This window comes from Candidatus Erwinia haradaeae (genome assembly GCF_900699015.1).
In the GTDB taxonomy this organism is placed as follows: Bacteria; Pseudomonadota; Gammaproteobacteria; order Enterobacterales; family Enterobacteriaceae; genus Erwinia_E; species Erwinia_E haradaeae_E.
Map to the genome: position 1 here is coordinate 892,751 of NZ_LR217737.1, position 18,035 is coordinate 910,785.

At 29.5% G+C, this 18,035-nt stretch carries 13 protein-coding genes, 2 tRNA genes and 1 other RNA gene; 9 read left to right on the forward strand and 7 right to left on the reverse strand.

Going from position 1 to position 18,035, the window contains the following annotated elements; genetic code table 11:
• Window positions 1-737: 737 nt before the first annotated feature.
• From mdh to kdsB, 3 genes are all read left to right on the forward strand, one after another.
• Window positions 738-1,676: a malate dehydrogenase gene (gene mdh, locus ERCIPICE3303_RS02670; RefSeq protein ID WP_157991170.1), complete on the forward strand. Its 939-nt coding sequence runs from the start codon at window positions 738-740 to the stop codon at window positions 1,674-1,676.
• A gap of 129 nt (window positions 1,677-1,805) precedes the next feature.
• A complete protein-coding gene (locus tag ERCIPICE3303_RS02675; RefSeq protein ID WP_157991171.1) occupies window positions 1,806-1,991 on the forward strand; it encodes a Trm112 family protein in 186 nt (61 codons plus the stop codon).
• Window positions 1,988-2,734 carry a 3-deoxy-manno-octulosonate cytidylyltransferase gene (gene kdsB / locus ERCIPICE3303_RS02680; RefSeq protein ID WP_157991172.1) on the forward strand — a complete coding sequence of 249 codons (747 nt, stop codon included), beginning with the start codon at window positions 1,988-1,990 and terminating at the stop codon, window positions 2,732-2,734. Before ERCIPICE3303_RS02675 ends, kdsB begins: the two co-directional genes overlap by 4 nt.
• 340 nt (window positions 2,735-3,074) lie before the next feature.
• Here kdsB and ERCIPICE3303_RS02685 read toward each other — a convergent pair whose 3' ends face one another.
• The gene (locus ERCIPICE3303_RS02685) at window positions 3,075-3,293 is read right to left on the reverse strand and encodes a hypothetical protein (protein WP_157991173.1); all 219 of its coding nucleotides are present in this window, start codon (window positions 3,291-3,293) and stop codon (window positions 3,075-3,077) included.
• Window positions 3,294-3,939: 646 nt separating this feature from the next.
• Between ERCIPICE3303_RS02685 and ERCIPICE3303_RS02690 the strand changes: the two genes are divergently transcribed.
• The gene (locus ERCIPICE3303_RS02690) at window positions 3,940-4,737 is read left to right on the forward strand and encodes an inositol monophosphatase family protein (protein WP_157991174.1); all 798 of its coding nucleotides are present in this window, start codon (window positions 3,940-3,942) and stop codon (window positions 4,735-4,737) included.
• 515 nt (window positions 4,738-5,252) lie between these two features.
• On the opposite strand, the gene queC is transcribed toward ERCIPICE3303_RS02690, so the two are convergent.
• On the reverse strand, window positions 5,253-5,951 hold the full coding sequence (gene queC / locus ERCIPICE3303_RS02695) for a 7-cyano-7-deazaguanine synthase QueC (protein ID WP_157991175.1): 699 nt from the start codon (window positions 5,949-5,951) through the stop codon (window positions 5,253-5,255).
• A 1,157-nt stretch (window positions 5,952-7,108) separates the two neighbouring features.
• Between queC and degP the strand changes: the two genes are divergently transcribed.
• From degP to ERCIPICE3303_RS02720, 5 genes are all read left to right on the forward strand, one after another.
• Entirely contained in the window at window positions 7,109-8,548 is a 1,440-nt protein-coding gene (degP, locus tag ERCIPICE3303_RS02700; protein WP_157991176.1) for a serine endoprotease DegP, read from the forward strand.
• A 203-nt stretch (window positions 8,549-8,751) separates the two neighbouring features.
• Complete coding sequence (gene rfaD / locus ERCIPICE3303_RS02705; RefSeq protein WP_157991177.1) at window positions 8,752-9,711, forward strand: ADP-glyceromanno-heptose 6-epimerase; 960 nt, start codon at window positions 8,752-8,754, stop codon at window positions 9,709-9,711.
• The gene (gene waaF / locus ERCIPICE3303_RS02710) at window positions 9,708-10,745 is read left to right on the forward strand and encodes a lipopolysaccharide heptosyltransferase II (RefSeq protein ID WP_157991178.1); all 1,038 of its coding nucleotides are present in this window, start codon (window positions 9,708-9,710) and stop codon (window positions 10,743-10,745) included. Before rfaD ends, waaF begins: the two co-directional genes overlap by 4 nt.
• 10 nt (window positions 10,746-10,755) lie before the next feature.
• Window positions 10,756-11,721: a lipopolysaccharide heptosyltransferase RfaC gene (gene rfaC / locus ERCIPICE3303_RS02715; RefSeq protein WP_157991179.1), complete on the forward strand. Its 966-nt coding sequence runs from the start codon at window positions 10,756-10,758 to the stop codon at window positions 11,719-11,721.
• Window positions 11,718-12,881 (forward strand): glycosyltransferase, encoded by a 1,164-nt coding sequence (locus tag ERCIPICE3303_RS02720; protein WP_157991180.1) that lies wholly within the window; start codon window positions 11,718-11,720, stop codon window positions 12,879-12,881. Before rfaC ends, ERCIPICE3303_RS02720 begins: the two co-directional genes overlap by 4 nt.
• A 1,492-nt stretch (window positions 12,882-14,373) precedes the next feature.
• Here the strand turns inward: ERCIPICE3303_RS02720 and ERCIPICE3303_RS02725 are convergent.
• The 5 genes from ERCIPICE3303_RS02725 to smpB form a co-directional block, all read right to left on the reverse strand.
• A tRNA-Lys gene (locus ERCIPICE3303_RS02725) sits at window positions 14,374-14,449 on the reverse strand.
• 10 nt (window positions 14,450-14,459) lie between these two features.
• A tRNA-Val gene (locus tag ERCIPICE3303_RS02730) sits at window positions 14,460-14,535 on the reverse strand.
• Window positions 14,536-14,822: 287 nt separating this feature from the next.
• On the reverse strand, window positions 14,823-15,656 hold the full coding sequence (gene purU, locus ERCIPICE3303_RS02735; protein WP_174234529.1) for a formyltetrahydrofolate deformylase: 834 nt from the start codon (window positions 15,654-15,656) through the stop codon (window positions 14,823-14,825).
• 1,396 nt (window positions 15,657-17,052) lie between these two features.
• Window positions 17,053-17,433, reverse strand: a transfer-messenger RNA (tmRNA) gene (gene ssrA / locus ERCIPICE3303_RS02740).
• 43 nt (window positions 17,434-17,476) lie between these two features.
• The gene (gene smpB, locus ERCIPICE3303_RS02745) at window positions 17,477-17,968 is read right to left on the reverse strand and encodes an SsrA-binding protein SmpB (RefSeq protein ID WP_157991182.1); all 492 of its coding nucleotides are present in this window, start codon (window positions 17,966-17,968) and stop codon (window positions 17,477-17,479) included.
• Window positions 17,969-18,035 lie beyond the last annotated feature (67 nt).

Below are 18,035 nucleotides of genomic sequence, written 5' to 3' on the forward strand. Positions count from 1 at the left end.
TAACAATCACTAAAGTAAATTCACTAACTAATATTAACTTCATTGGTCACTATTTCAGATGGGATCATGAAATAGAATGAAACGATAATTCTAGATTTTATCTCACTATTTTTAGCTTTTTAAAAACATAAAATCAATAATTGATAGTAAAAGTTAATCTAAAAAAATGAAATTCTAAATAACCATTATAAAATATAAAATAACTAACTATTTTCTACAGTATAGGAGAATCAACTAATATTTATTAGATCAACTTATGCAACATAAAATGATTACTCTTTATAGATAAGAATTAAAATATTTGACTATTACTAAATTTTTTATAAAATTTAAAGAAATATATTATAAAAATGATAGATAATTAATAAAAAATTTCTTATTAAACAGTCTTTTTCTTATATAACTCTCTACACATCTATACATTATGATAATATATAGAATCACTACTCTTCTTAAATTACAAACTTAAATAATTAATCATAAAATCTAACGTAGAATTTTTATCATATTACTTGAATATAAATAGATTGTTTTATATAATAATTTATTTCATAAATTATCATTTTAAGAGTAAATTAATTCTAAACTTCTAGATTAATAGTATCCTTTGAAATTTTTAAAAACTAACTAGTGATGCATATGAAATTCAATTTATTGACATAATCAAGATCTTTGATCGCACTCATATAAACTCACTAATAACTTCAATCCTAAAAAGATTATATCAGGAGTCAAATATGAAAGTTACAGTACTTGGTGCAGCAGGATCTATCGGACAAGCTCTTTCTTTACTTCTTAAAATGAAACTACCGGACAACTCACATCTCTCTCTTTACGATATCTCCCCTGTTACTCCAGGCATTGCATTAGACTTAAGCCATATACCAACTTCTGTAAAGACAGAAGGATTTGATGGCACTCAGACTAAAGAAGCTCTTAGCAATACCAATATAGTTCTAATTTCAGCTGGTTTTGCACGCAAACCAGGAATGGATCGTTCTGATCTCTTTAAGTTAAATGCAAAAATAATACAACACCTTATCGAAGAAGTTGCTGAATATAGCCCAAATGCCTTAATCGGTATTATAACAAATCCGGTTAATTCAATGGTTCCTGTTGCTGCATCAGTTCTAAAAAAAGCTGGTGTTTACAATAAAAATAAATTATTTGGCATCACTACACTCGATATCATCCGATCTAATGCATTTATAGCAAAATTAAAACAAAAAAATCCAACAAAAATTAATACTCCGGTAATTGGAGGCCACTCTGGTATAACTATACTTCCTCTCCTATCTCAACTTACTAAAGATTATTGCTTCAGTGAAAAAGAGATTGTCGATCTTACTAAAAAAGTACAGACCGCAGGTAACGCAGTTCTAGAGGCAAAAGCAGGCGGAGGATCCGCCACGCTTGCTATGAGTGCAGCTGCTACACGCTTTACTCTATCCTTAATACGAGGATTAGAAGGAGAGAAAAATATTATCGAATACGCATATGTAGAAGGAAATACAACATATGCAACTTTCTTTTCACAACCTCTACTCTTTGGTAGAGATGGCATTATTGAATATCTATCTATCGGTAATCTTAGTCAATTTGAACAAAATACAATTAGCAATATGATCAAAACTCTAAATAATGATATTTGTATTGGAGAAGAATTTATTAAATAATAATATTATATTATTATACAAACTACGTTGTATCGAGAATCGAATTATAAAATATTTTCATCTTTCAAAAACTAGATGATCAAACTTTATAAAATATATATAATACTAGTAATATACCCTTAATATACTATGAATCATAAGTTACTTAAAATTATTGCATGCCCAATCTGCCATGGGCAATTACTATTTTATACTAAAAATCAGAAAGAACTAATTTGTATATCTGATAAAATAGCGTATCCAATTAAAGATGGTATACCTGTGTTAATAAAAAACAGAGCTCGTATACTGTCCTTATCAGAAACTGATATATGAATTTTATTGTGATCATTCCCGCACGTTTTTATTCCACTCGCCTTCCTGGAAAACCGTTATTAACTATACATGGAAAACCAATGATAGCACGTGTAATTGAACAAGCATGGAAATCCAATGCAAAACGGGTAATTGTTGCCACTGATCATCCTTCGGTAGAATCTGTGGTTAAGGCTATGGATGGAGAAGTATGTATGACTAGTTCCAGTCATAGTTCTGGAACTGAAAGGATAGCCGAAGTACTCGAACACTATCAATTTTCCGACAACACAGTTATTGTTAATATCCAAGGAGACCAACCTATGTTACCACCTGAACTAATTGACCAGGTGGCAAATAATATTACATTATACAATGCTAGTATCGCTACATTAGCAGCACCAATCACCTCTCCAGAGGAAGCTTGTAACCCAAATATAGTTAAAGTAGTATGCGATCTCTATGGTTACGCTCTTTACTTTTCTCGTGCTACTATCCCATTTTATCATGATCAATTAACCACTCAATCATACTCTATATATACACATGTTTTACGACACATTGGCATATATAGTTATTACGCTAGCTTTATTCGTCAATATGCTCTCTGGCATAAAAGTCCCTTAGAACAGATTGAATCTCTAGAGCAACTTCGCGCATTATCATATGGGGAGAAAATCCATGTCGATCTTGCAAAAATTAACCCAAATCATAGCATAGATACGCCAGAAGATCTTATGCGCATACACACAACTGAGCTATAGCTCAGTTGTGTGTATGCTAAGTTAGCCATATACTTCTGCTCAAAAAGCAAAATATCAAATATAGCAATTAATTAATAAGTCTAACTGAATATTGATCTACTGTTCAAATCCCTTCTATTTTTATAGATAAAAATCTATTTTTTCTATAGAAATTCTTAATACTGATGTATTATTCATATTCTAATGACATTTGATTTCTGAATTAATAAACCTTATCCCGTTAAAAATCACTCTATTAATATTTTAGTATTCATCTACTCCTGATGCATAAAACCCCTTCTTTATCTTGCATCTCGATACTTAATAATATAAAAATAATCTAAAATAGAGTTACCTAATACTACTGATATTGTCTACCTAAACGTTGTTTCATTTCTCGTTGATACTTGTTGTAATCATCACCACATTCTGCAGAACAAAATGCTGTACCTACAACGACAATTTCATCCTTACACCAGATACATTTTCCATCAGGGCTTTGCAAGCTACGTTCTCTAGCTGAGAGCGCTGCTTTAATCATATCCTGTTCACGCTTTTGAGCTAAATCTGCTTCATCCATTATCAACTCCTACATAAATTTATATTTTGGGATCTTGATGTACCATAATTATAAGTTATAAATAATGATACATTATACCTTGTATTTGACAATAGTAACTATGATATAGAATCTGATATTTGTTTTTCCATATCAAATAAAATTAATTCTTTAAAGACCAACAAAAAAAATAAAAAATTAACAATATAATCATTTCATTCAACACATGAGTTTAGTATACAAATACTCATTACAGAAATATAAATTTACAAGCATTTAAAATGCTATTATATTTATGTTTATAGTAAAATATTCCACTTAGACTTATGATTTATAACTAAATAAATAACAAACAAACAAGCTCAATCAAAAATCAAATTAAACATACTTTGCACCAATCACATTAATTAAATAACCTTCTAACTCTATAGTAAAAACAGTCTAATCAAGATATCTAAAAATTAGAAATACTATATATCCTCATAACTACCTACCGTTTTTATCTATTCTCGGCACTATTTCACTCTGTTTATGATAAAATAATAACATGTTAAAACTCAGAACACTGTGATGTATTGTTATTAACCAATCAAGAAGTTTAATACCTGATCTTTCTATACAAAATCTAATGCACTCTTCTTAAATATTTAACGAGACTATAGCACCTATGCACCCTATGCTCAACATTGCCATCCGCGCTGTTCGAAAGGCTGGAACCATTATTATCAGGCACTATGAAATTACAGGGTATCACGAAACTCATGAAACAAATTATCAGACCTTATCTAATAACATGAAAAAGGACGTATTATGTCAAATGACTACGCTCATTCTAAAATCTTATCCACAACACTTAATTCTTACAGAGGATACAATCAAAAAAGAAGAAAACCAAAACACACAGTGGCTAATTAATCCTCTAGATAGCACAATTAATTACAGTAAAAAACTACCTCATTTTAGTATTTCTGTTACTGTTCGAGTTAAAGGACGGAGCGAAATCGCAGTAATATATGATCCAATGCGTAATGAATTATTTTATGCTAGTCGAGGACAAGGTGCTCAATTAAATGGATACCGATTAAGAGGTAGTTTTACCAGAGAAATTAACAAGGCTATTATTACAACAAACTTTCCTTGTATAAATAATCCAAATCACAAAACTTATTTTCAAATAGTAAATAGAATATGGGCCCAGTGCCCCAATGTACGTCGTAGTGGTTCACCTTCACTAGATCTAGCCTATATAGCAGCCGGACGAATTGACGCCTATTGTGAAATAGGATTAAAAACTCTGGACTTCGCTGCAGGCGAGCTATTAATACGAGAAGCCGGTGGATTAGTAACTGATTTTAATGGAGCACATGATTATTTTTATTCTGGAAATCTTATAGCAGGTAATGCGCGAATCGTCAAAACAATACTCATGAATTCAAAAAAGGATAAAACTATGATAAAAGACTAATAATCTTATAGGTAGATCTCAAGTAAATAATAAAAAATTCTGACCTAAAATCTGATTAGTTACATGAAAACTAATCGATATACTGACTTTTTAAATAACCTTTTATATAGAACCCATGTAATCTTATATCACTAACACTTTATACGAATATTCTAGGTTTTCTCTTATAGTAATCTTCAATAAGATGTTTATTATACAAATAAAAATTAATTAAAATTATAATATATTTGTTCTATTTATTTTTCAAAAAATCAATAATAAAATCAATAAGAATGTTAATAAAAAATAATTAACCCCTCCTGATATTAATCATATATATTGTTTTTATTTAGAATAAACAAATAAATTAACTATAGTCATTGTATAAATAAAGAAAATAGAATATGACTATTTACTACACATATACATAGAAAATCTATCTAATCTATTTTAGGTGGATTTAAAAAATTATTAAATCTTTTAATGCAATATTGATCAATCCAAATGTTGATATTACCCATCTTACTGATAATTTATTATAAATGATTTTTGTTATATAGACCTTCTTTTACAGAAGTTTTATTATTTAAATATTCTTTTAAACCACTATTTCGTAAATAACACGAATCACATTGTCTACATCCATAACTTTTTATGCCATTATAACATGTAATCGTTTCATGAATCACAAAATCTAATACCCCAAGAAGATCTGCTAATGCCCAAATTTCCGCTTTAGTAAACCACATTAAAGGAGTTTTAAAAATAATGTCCGCTTGCATTCCTAATGATATTGCATGATTCATAGCAAGAATAAAAGTATTACGACAATCCGGATAACCTAAAAAGTCTGTTTCACAAACTCCCATAATCACAACTGAAGTTCGTAACTGATAAGCATACATTGAAGCTAACGTAAGAAATAGAATGTTTCGGCCTGGTACAAAAGTACTAGGTATAGAACCATTTCGATGCATGCCAACCTCAACATCTGATGAATAATCACTTATTAAACTAGAAGATGAGAGCTGATAAAAAACTGAAATATCCATAAATTTATGCGACTGAACACCTAATTCTAAAGCAATATTTCTTGCTATATTAATCTCTTGATTATGACGCTGTCCATAATAAAAGGTTAAACAGTAAATCAATTGATATTCCCTAAGTGCCTGTATTAGACATACCGTTGAATCCTGCCCGCCACTAAAGACTACAACTGCTGTCTTTTGCATATATTAACTCCTGTAGGGATAAAATTAATTCTTTGTTATAAATAAATCATATTGCGTCTTTGTTGCTCTAATTAGGTTTCATAAGTGTCCATATAATTAGGCGCATTCCATTATGGAGTAATAATATTCAATGCAGCTCTATTAAAAAAAATATTAAAATCTTATGATAAATCTCAATATTGTAAAAATATAATTAGATATAAGATGTTAGTAATCTAAAACAATAAAATAATATAAACATAAAATAGTTCTATTTAATAAAATAGAATCATTTATCTATGATATCAATAATTATTCAAATACGATGAATTATTCCAATAATCATTACAATAGTAATTAAAAAATTAGTTACCTAATCTTATAAAATCACTTAATATTAAGTGTATTACCTTATAAGTAATCCGGTTTTTTAAAGAGATAAAAATAATGCACACATATATAAACTATATAATATTCTATATTTCACATATACTATCACTTATACTACTATAGATAATCCTTAATTCTATCGTATAGACAGAAAATACTATCATCTCTAAATTAATGCATAATGAATATTAACTATATAAAATACAAAAAATACATAAGAGCATCTTGTACTTCATGATCATGATACAGTCTATATATAGATTTTAAAATAATTACAAAATAGTAAAAAATAACAGTAACTTAAAACACTCTAGATCATACCTAAAAACTGTCACTTACTATAAGAAGAAGAGAAAAACTACAAGTATCTTATTTTTTCTGAAAAGAATAGTATATATATAAAAAACTGTAATAATTATTATTTAGACGAAAAACATGAAAACTAGAATAATAATCACTAAAGAATCTACTATCTATCAATTTATAACTATTTAACTTCAATTTATTTTATAAATTTAGATCTTGTTATTCACTTAGTTTCTTATATATAAGATATATAATATTTAATTTAATAATCTAAATCCATATTCTGTATATTATATAACGCTACAAAGATACACAAAACTATAAAAATCAATCTATAAATATCTATTTATAAGAAAAATAAAACTTATTTCTTATTTTATATAGAAAACTCTTTAAATAGAAACTAATCACAAATATTTAAATCTTTTTATTTAAATACTACAATATTAGATATTTCCTTGAATGAATTGAGAATCTTGCTGATGAAGAAAAAAATATTAATTTTAAATGCGATAGCTTTGAGCTTAAGCTTGGCTCTGCAACCTTTTTCTGCAACCTCTAGAGAAAACCCTGTACCGCCTCAAAACTCACTACCATCTAACAGTTTAGCTCCTATGTTAGAAACTGTGATGCCATCAGTAGTAAGCATTAATGTTGAAGGAACAATACTACGTAAGACAGAACAACTTCCACAATTCCAGCCTTTCTTTGGTGGTGCTTCACCATTTTGCCAAGAAGGCTCTCCATTTCTCGGTTCACCACTATGTCCAGGAGGCCCATCAAATGATAATTATAGTACAGATGGACAACAACAAAAATTTAGAGCACTAGGATCTGGAGTAGTAATCAATGCTCTAAAAGGATATGTAGTCACCAATAATCATGTTGTTGATAATGCAACAAAAATTCAAGTACAACTAATTGATGGGAGAAAATATGATGCAAAAATTATAGGTAAAGACCCTCGTTCCGATATTGCTTTAATTCAAATATCAGAAGCGAGAAACCTAATAGCTATAAAAATTGCTGACTCAGAAAATATTCGTGTAGGTGACTACACTGTTGCCATTGGCAATCCTTATGGTCTTGGCGAAACCGTAACCTCAGGTATTATTTCTGCCCTAGGTAGAAGCGGACTTAATACAGATCACTATGAAAACTTTATACAAACTGATGCTGCAATTAATCGGGGTAACTCAGGTGGTGCATTAGTGAATTTAAATGGAGAGCTCATTGGAATTAATACTGCTATTCTTGCACCAGATGGTGGAAACATCGGAATTGGATTTGCTATTCCATCTAATATGGTTAAAAATCTATGCACTCAAATGGTTACATATGGCCAAGTAAAACGAGGAGAACTAGGAATTATTGGAATTGAACTTAACTCAGAACTAGCTAAAGCAATTAAAGTTAATGTTCAACGAGGCGCGTTTATTAGTCAAGTATTACCAAAATCTTCAGCAGCACGAGCTGGAATCCGAGCAGGTGATGTAATTATATCAATTAACAATAAACCAATCTCTAGCTTTGCAGCCTTCCGTGCACAAATAGGTTCGTTACCAGTAGGAACAACAATGCAATTAGGCCTAATACGTTCTGGTACACCAATAAATGTCATTCTTTCTTTACAAGAAAATAACACAGAAAAAGTAGAATCTGGTAGTATATATGGTGGCATTGAAGGCGCAGATCTCAAAAATTATAATGCACAAGGCATTAAAGGAGTTAAAATTGATAACCTAAAAGAAGGTTCAGCAGCAGCGAGGATTGGTCTTAAAAAGGATGATATTATTCTTGGTATTAATCAACAATCAATTAGTAACTTGGATCAACTACGAAAAATCCTTGATAGCAAACCTGCAGTAATAGCACTGAATATTCAACGTGGTGAGAACTCAATCTACCTATTAATGCAGTAAAATAAACACAATTATCTTCTAATAATCATAGATTCATAACTATAACTTAAACTAAGAATTTTCCTATCCTTCTATACTAATTCTTTTTTAAATAAAAGAAATTTTTTTTAAGAAAAAATGTGGATATTCTTTAGTTCTCTAAAGAGAATATAACACCATACATCAGCTAATAAGTACAATATTACTATTAAGGATTGACACTCATGGTGATTGTTACCGGCGGAGCTGGATTTATTGGAAGTAATATTATTCATTCCTTAAATGAAAAAAATTACACTGATATACTAGTAGTGGATAACCTTAAAAAGGGTATTAAATTTTCTAATATTGCTCATCTCAATATTTCTGATTATATAGATAAAGAAGTGTTTCGGATCTCTATCCTACAAAATAAATATTTCTTTAGAAATATTGAAGCTGTATTTCATGAAGGTGCGTGCACAGACACCACTGAATGGAATGGAAAATACATGATGGATAACAACTATCAGTATTCTAAAGATCTTCTGGACTGGTGCCTTCAACGACGCATTCCATTTCTTTATGCTTCTTCTGCGGCTGTTTATGGACACTGTCATACTGCATCCATTGAAGAATCTGAATATGAATCTCCATTAAATATTTATGGCTATTCAAAACTGCTCTTTGATCAGTATGTTCGTAAAACTATAAAAACAGCAGAATCACAAATCTGTGGCTGTCGTTACTTTAATGTCTATGGAGAAAACGAAACTTATAAAAATCGCATGGCTAGCATAATATTCCATCTAGACCAACAGATCAAAACTGGAAAAGATCCTCAATTATTTATAGGTAGTCATAATTTTAAGCGTGATTTTATTTACGTAAAGGATATAGTGTCAATAAAGCTCTGGTTATGGGAAAATAACGTATCTGGTATTTTTAACTGTGGGTCTGGCACCGCCACTTCATTTCAAGAAATAGCTACAACTATACTAGAATTTCATCAAAAACATGAAATCCAATATATCCCTTTACCAGAAAATCTTAAAGGATTCTATCAAGAATTTACAAAAGCAAATCTTACCAAATTAAGAAAATCAGGATATCCACGGTCACTGAAAAACATTAAAACAGGAATTTTAGAATACATGACATGGCTAAATCCTACTATTAAACACAGTGAAAAAACGAGAGAATGAAAATTCTAATTATAGGACCTTCTTGGATTGGCGATATGATAATTTCACACAGCCTCTATCGTACTATAAAAATGAATAACCCTACAACTATTATTGATGTAATAGCACCAAATTGGTGTAAACCATTAATATTACGCATGCCCGAAGTGAATACAGCACTGACCATGCCATTAAATCATGGTGTATTAGGACTCAATGAGCGCTGGCTCCTCAGCAAGAGGTTGCGTCTATCACATTATGATCAAGCTGTAATTTTACCTGGTTCATTTAAATCTTCTCTCATTCCTTTCTTAGCATGCATTCCGAAACGCACTGGCTGGCGTGGGGAAATGCGCTATGGGTTACTAAATGATCTACGCATACTAGACCGTACAGCTTTTCCACTGATGGTACACCGTTATGTAGCATTAGGTTACGAAAAAACAAAAATACAGAGTATATACGATTTACCGAATCCACTTTATTTACCTAAAATTACAGTAAATAATAAAGAAAAAATAGCTACTATCAATACATTTAAGATAGAGCGCCAAAAACCAATCATCAGTTTATGTCCTGGGTCAGGTTATGGATTGGCTAAATGCTGGCCATTTTATCATTATGCAGAACTAGCAAAATATTTAATTAATCTTGGTTATCAAATTTTATTACTTGGATCTTCTAATGAAGAGCACACTGGAACAGTTATTCTACAAAGAATTGAGAAAAAAAATCGAAAATATTGTCGTAATCTTATTGGTAAAACCAGTCTAGAAGAAGCTGTAATCCTTATATCCTGCTCTCATGCTACAATTAGTAATGATTCTGGATTAATGCATATCACTGCTGCATTAGATCAACCATTAGTTGCATTATATGGCCCCAGCAGCCCAGGTTTTACCCCCCCTCTTTCTAAGAAGGCACGGGTTATTCATTTAATAGATAATAAATACAAGACGAGAAAGAATGATATACATGCTGGTTATCATCAAAGTCTTATTGATATTACTCCGAAAAAAGTGATGACTGAATTAAAAATACTGAACCTTATTTAAAGGTCTTTACATGCGAGTGTTAATTATTAAAACCTCCTCAATGGGAGATGTCATACACTCTCTACCTGCCCTGACTGACGCAATGTTAATGCTTACTAATACGCGTTTTGATTGGGTAGTGGAAGAAGATTTTTCTGAGATTCCTAGCTGGCATCCAGCGGTGTATAAAGTGATTCCAGTAGCCATACGTCGTTGGCGTAAAAACTGGTTTAGTTATCAAGTACGAAAAGAAAGAGAGAGATTCAGGAATGAACTTCAATTAAATAAATATGATGTTATTATTGATGCTCAAGGATTAATAAAAAGTGCTTGGCTTATTACTCGACTGGCACAAGGAATACGACATGGAGGTGATTTCCTTAGTGTCAAAGAGTCATTATCTAGCCTTATCTATGACAAACGTCATCTTATTAAAAAAAAGCAACATGCCGTACAACGAATTAGAGTTCTCTTTTCTAAGAGCCTTAATTATCTACTACCAACAACATATGCTGACTACTCTATTAGTCATTGCTTTAGTAAAAGTCATAATAAAGATACTAATCAATATCTAGTATTTCTTCATTCAACAACCCGTACAAGTAAACATTGGCCAGAACATAATTGGCGCGAATTAATTACCTCTATTCATAATAATGGTCTTCACATAAAATTACCATGGGGAGCAGATCATGAACGACAACGTGCAAAAAGATTAGCACAAGGATTCAACTATGTTGAAATTTTGCCAAAACTATCTTTAGAAAAATTAGCGTCTATACTGGTTAATGCTCGTGCTATAGTTTCAGTTGACACTGGTCTCAGTCACCTAGCCAGTGCCCTGAACCGACCAAATATAACGCTATATGGACCTACTAACCACAAATTAATTGGTATCAATGGTTACAATCAAATTGCATTATGTTCATCAGATAAAAAGATGGGTACACTGACTACTAACATTGTGAAAAATGCATTAGAAAAGGTAATAACATGAAAAAACTTCATATTATTAATTTAGAAAAAATAGGTGGTGTAGAACGAATGTTTTTACAATATATCAACAATATCGACCATAAAAATGATACAGTTATTTGTATCGGTTCTAAAATTAGTAAAGATATTTCATCAAACTTAAAAACCAAGATTATTTTCTCCAATCGCCTATTTAATAATCTACCTTTACGCTGTCCTCAATTTATTCGTAAATTTTGGCTTCAATGGAAAATTTCAAAAGTCTCCTCTGAAATTATTATTATCTGGGATCTAATAGTAAAACTATATTATAAACCGAAATATAGTAAAATTATCTATTATGATCATGGGTCTTCCTGGCGTTTTACTTTTAATAAAAAAACTATAAAATTTTTTTCAATACTTGATGGTGTAATTTCAGTTTCAAATGCATCAAAAAGAGTTATGGAATTACGTTTTCAGATTCCATGCAAGCATCTAGTAGTACATAATGGGATCAAAAATCCGATAAATATAAATATGAAAAACAAGTTGTCTCTCTTTCCACTTAGACTAGGAACAGCATCACGTTTAGTACATCTAAAAGGAATCAGCGTATCTCTGCTTACGCTATATGAATTAATATCACGCGGTCATGATGTAACCATGGAGATTATTGGAAAAGGACCACAAAAAAAACAATTAGAAATTTTAACACAAAAATTAAATTTAAGCGAGCACGTTATATTTTCTCCTTTTCAAAACGAATTATCTAATTTTTTTACACGAATTGATATCTATATGAGCACTCCAATCACAGAAGCATTCGGTCTATCTTGCTTAGAATCATTATATCATGGAGTCCCAGTAATTTTTCCACTCATTGATGGTCAACCAGAAGTAATTAGTAACCATGTATGCGGAGTAGGAATTACTCCATCAGTATCAGTAAAAGAGCATGAATTTATTACAGGAATAAGAATTAATTATCTCAATGAAGTATATAATCCACTTACCGATTCTTTAGTAAAACCAAAATTTCTATCACATATAGATTGTGCGAATGCAGTAGAAATGTTAATGGTTGATGAAACTTATCGTCAATTTAGCTTTAATGCACAACATTATATTAGAGAAAAATTCACTTTCCATATTTTTGAAAAAAAATTTCAGGATGCATTATCCTTCTTTTTTAAGCAATGATACTATCAAATATAGTTATTATTTTATCATGTGATATCTTTTATTTTAAACAACTTCGATGTTCAATATTCAATTATCAATCTTTATATACTATAATATAACTTAATAGATATCTTTATCTTAATTAATTAATAAACATTTTTTGTAAAATGTATGAAAAGATACTAATCTTATCATCCATCTCATACTTTACTGAATAAAATGTATATTTTAAATTCATTTAATACAGATTTATTGCTATAATCACTCTTCTTATTAATTTCCTCTCTATTAATTCAAATTATACTCATAATATTAAAAGAATCAGAATATTTCTATAATATAAACATATAAGTGTCTCACTTATAAAATACAGTTCACATACTATTTATTTATACTATACTTGACCAATCCTATAGTAAATATTATTTTATCTATATAAAATAATTAATTTTAATCTATATTATTTAATGCTGAAAGAAATTATCTTTTCATTAATTTTTATATATTAATTCTCAAGTATTCTATGCATAACCATAGTTCTCAACCAGCTATAGAAATAACTAATCAAATTTATATCTATAAATCATATTAAATCCATCCCATATCGACCATTTTAAACTGTCGTCATAAATATATCTTTTAGATATAATAAATATTCTATATCTATTTACCCATACCTCAAATGATCCGATCATCCTCTGTCAATTGAATTACTTCACTATCTTAATTCTTATATATTCATCAGAAAAAATTCAGTTCGAATAAATAAAAAAACAATATTATAAACAATTAAACAAATCTGGTATTTCTAACTAGATCTAAACTATAATCCGAATTAATTATTAATTATCTACATCAGAAAGTTATTAAAATTCTTTCTTCTCCTCACTACGACAGTTAATTTTCAAAATAAACAGTGCTAATAAAAAGATCAGATCTAACCGTAATCACTTATATTATCTAAATTTATCGTAAGAATAAAACATAAAATAGAAATTACTGCCATTTTAACTATAGACAATATACTCTAATCCTTTATTAGAGAACCACTAGATATTGACTGAATAATGAAACTCTCTTAAGAAGACCATAAAATATCTTCATATATCTTTATAATTTATATTAATATTAAATGCAATTCAAAATAGTTAATTTAATTATTAATTTTTATACCATTTACATTATTAAAAATAAATTTAATCAATTTTAATTGCAAGATATATATGATTCATATCATATATATAATTTTATAAATGAATCTATTTCTTCATTAGAGTTCTATAAATAGAAATATGTGATATCACAAAACAATTGAGACAAGTCCATATCAGATCAAACCTATTAATAACATCCTTCTCTTAGTTCTTACAAAGAACTATAATAATATTTAACTTTAATAAATATCTATATTACTTCAAATCCTTATTATATTATCTATGTTAATTTATTAATAAAAATTAAAATTTTCAATAATATTACTTGATGTATTTATGATTAAATATTTTAAATATGGTGGGTCGTGCAAGATTCGAACCTGCGACCAATTGATTAAAAGTCAACTGCTCTACCGACTGAGCTAACGACCCAGTTTAACTGTGGTGGGTAATGACGGACTCGAACCGCCGACCCCCTCCGTGTAAAGGAGGTGCTCTACCAACTGAGCTAATCACCCTTATTCTCTCAAATAGATTATAGAGAATATATGAACAAAGAGTCAATAAATTTACATATTAAAATACAAAGTCTTTTTACCAAATTCCAATTTCATCTGATTAATCCTTCTAACCCTCTTCACTAACATTTTATTTTAAAAAATAAATTCTCAAAATCAGCTTAATGACAAACCGAATACATATTTTAATATTTAATATTCTAGTATTGATCTATACAACACAATAGACTCAATCCAATACATACTATTACTATTTATATGTCCAAATCACACAAATTACTTATTCATCACAGTAAAATTGTGCGATTTCCATGTATAAAAACACGTTGTGTTGCAATTTGATATAATGAGCGACTCAATACACTTTTCTCAAGATCACGACCAGCTCTCATCATATCTTCTGGTTTATAACTGTGATCAATAGGAATAACATCCTGAATTATAATAGCTCCTCCATCAAGGTTTTCGTTTACATAATGTGCTGTAGCACCAATAATTTTTACCCCGCGATCATATGCCTGATGATAAGGACGCGCACCAATAAATGCAGGTAAAAAAGAATGATGAATATTGATAATTTTATTTTTATAACGATGTACAAAATCTGCTGTGAATACACGCATATACTTTGCTAAAACTATATAATCAGGACAATAAAAATCAATCTTATCTGCGATATTCTTATCATGTTCAATACGCGTCAAACCGCTATGACTAGAGAAAATAAATGGTATATCAAAGCGTTCTACTAATGAACGCAACGTATCATGATTACTAATGACTACAGCAATATCTATGTCTAATTCGGCATAGAGATTTTTTATTAATAGCTCACCTAAACAATGAGCTTCTTGACTAACTAAAATAACAATTCGTTGACGTTTAAGAGAACGTAATTCACGATTCGACCCTACCGGTAAAACAAAATCTAAATCTCTAAGAAATTTATCATTATCGACATGGCCTTCTAGCTCTGTTCTCATAAAGAAGAAATTGCTGTAATTATCAACAAATTCATTATTTTGTACAATATTAAGTTGATTCGAATAACAAATATTAGTGATTTTTGCAATTAATCCTTTCGAATCTGGAGAGATAGTATGCAGTACCGTTCGCGGCATCTTTGCTTTTGTCATTCTAATCATATCCTGTTTATATGATATATATTCTTACTGTACATATAATATCAGTATATTTCATGCATAAACCAGAAAGATCAGTGTTGGTTGTTATGTTATAAGATATTATGTTGTGACACTTACTTCCAATATTCTTTTTCATTTAAATATCTATTTTATATGTAATTATCTTACAGTGTATTAATGTCGACTTTATGATAACTTATATGATAGACAGAGATAATTGGTATGATAAAAAAATTATTTTATCTCCATATCTCATAAAGCAAAAATGAACTATCTGTAAGTAATTATGTTAATTTTCATCATTTATATACAGATAAACTTCAAACTATTGATATACTAAATGACTATACACTTGGAGCAAGAATTATTTTAGTATAAAAAATGATTGTCTTAATTATCCAAGATATTTCAGAAGGACTTATACTTTAATCTATAAAAATTTTATTTCTATATATTATTATTCTGATAATGCTATCTAATATACTAAAAACCTATGATACTATACTATTTCCCAAGTTAAAGAACTTAGATAATTAGTGTTTATATCAATAGCTATTTCTAATTAAACACAGTAATTAAAATCAATCATCATTAACATACAATAAATATATGAAATATATTTCAAAGTACTATCATAATTCTAACTCTAACCTAACTAAATACCAATAAAACTATTTATATTTTTATAAAACATCTATTCTATAGTAGAAATATTCTCTAATTTACTTTAATATCCAAATTATTAGTTTTTAAAAAAAGATCATACATTATATAATGATAAGTGTTCAATTATTTAATAATATTAAGCTTAACTCTAAATATAACCTGACTTATGATTATGAAAAAGAACTTATCTCAATTTTAGAAGCGTATAGCCTTCTTTTCTATGTTACTCAATTGTTTTATTAAAAATGATGTATTTTTAAATACAAGTTCTTAATATCAACTTGTAAATAAATATTCTTAACATGATAATATTTATAATCTCAAAATAAACAATAGAATTAATCTATAAATCATTATATCACAACATGACAGCTAGTATATTTAAAATATAAAAGTATATTACCATCCATTCTTGATAATTACTCATAGATTAAGCTTTATTCTATTCTGTGATTTCTTTCTTACTCCAATGCTCTTCTTACTCTATTAGCATCTTCAATCTTATCTTAAAATTTCGTATCAATTGCATATAACTCTGCCGGCAACTAAAAACAATCGAAATAAGCTGATAAAATAAATCGATAAATCACCAGTCTAAACTCTTAATCAAATATGACATATGATACGACTAAATCCATAAAAATTACCTATATTCCGCTTAATACAAATAATAAGACTACTATAATTGGTCTTATATATACAATATTGGTGGAGCTGGCGGGAGTTGAACCCGCGTCCAGAACGGCTATGCAATTGGCGCTACATGCTTAGTCCAGTTATTAAATTTATTTATTAACCGCGAACGGACACGCGAATAAAAAACTAGCTTAATTCAATTTAACATATCAATCCTAAGCAAGATATCCATGCGATCTCTTTTAATTTTGACCTCTCTTGTCTCCTGTTCTAAGAGCAAAGCATAGGGAGAGAGAGGGCACCTTCAGTTTATTAAGCCGATTAAGCTGCTAATGCAACAGGTGCAAAGTTTTTATCATTTGCGACTATTTACACGGCTTTTAACGAGGCCAGCCGTCCCTCGGCATGCTCCTCCGGCTTTACACATCCTGTCAAATCCATAATCAGCCCCATATTTGATCTTATATCTACCTTTTATAAGCAACTATCATATACTAATTCCTGATAAATACACAATTAGTATTTTTTACTATACGCGCTTTATCTAATTTCCACTCACGATCTTTCAAGTCATTTCGCTTATCATGCTTTTTTTTCCCTTGTGCAACAGCAATCTTCAGTTTAGCCCAAGCACTTTTCCAGTAAATTGATAAAGATATCACTGTGAATCCATCATGATTAACTTTTCGTATCAGGAAATCTAATTCACTTTTCTTTAAAAGCAACTTACGTCGTCGATTGGGAATATATGTAATATGCGATGAAACAAAACTGAGTGGCTGAAAGATAGACCCAAATAAATAAGCTTCGCCATTACTAAGTTCAACATAACTATCATTAATATTCACTTGACCTGCACGTAGAGATTTAACCTCCCATCCATGTAATAACAAGCCAGCTTCCATTACTTCGTTAATGAAATAATTATAACAAGCACGCTTGTTCGTTGAAATTATAGTAGGCATTGGCTTCTGTCTTTTTTTCATTATTTAAATTCCACTTAACATCTCCAATTCGTTGAATCTAAACTATTAGCTCTGGATTAAATGATCT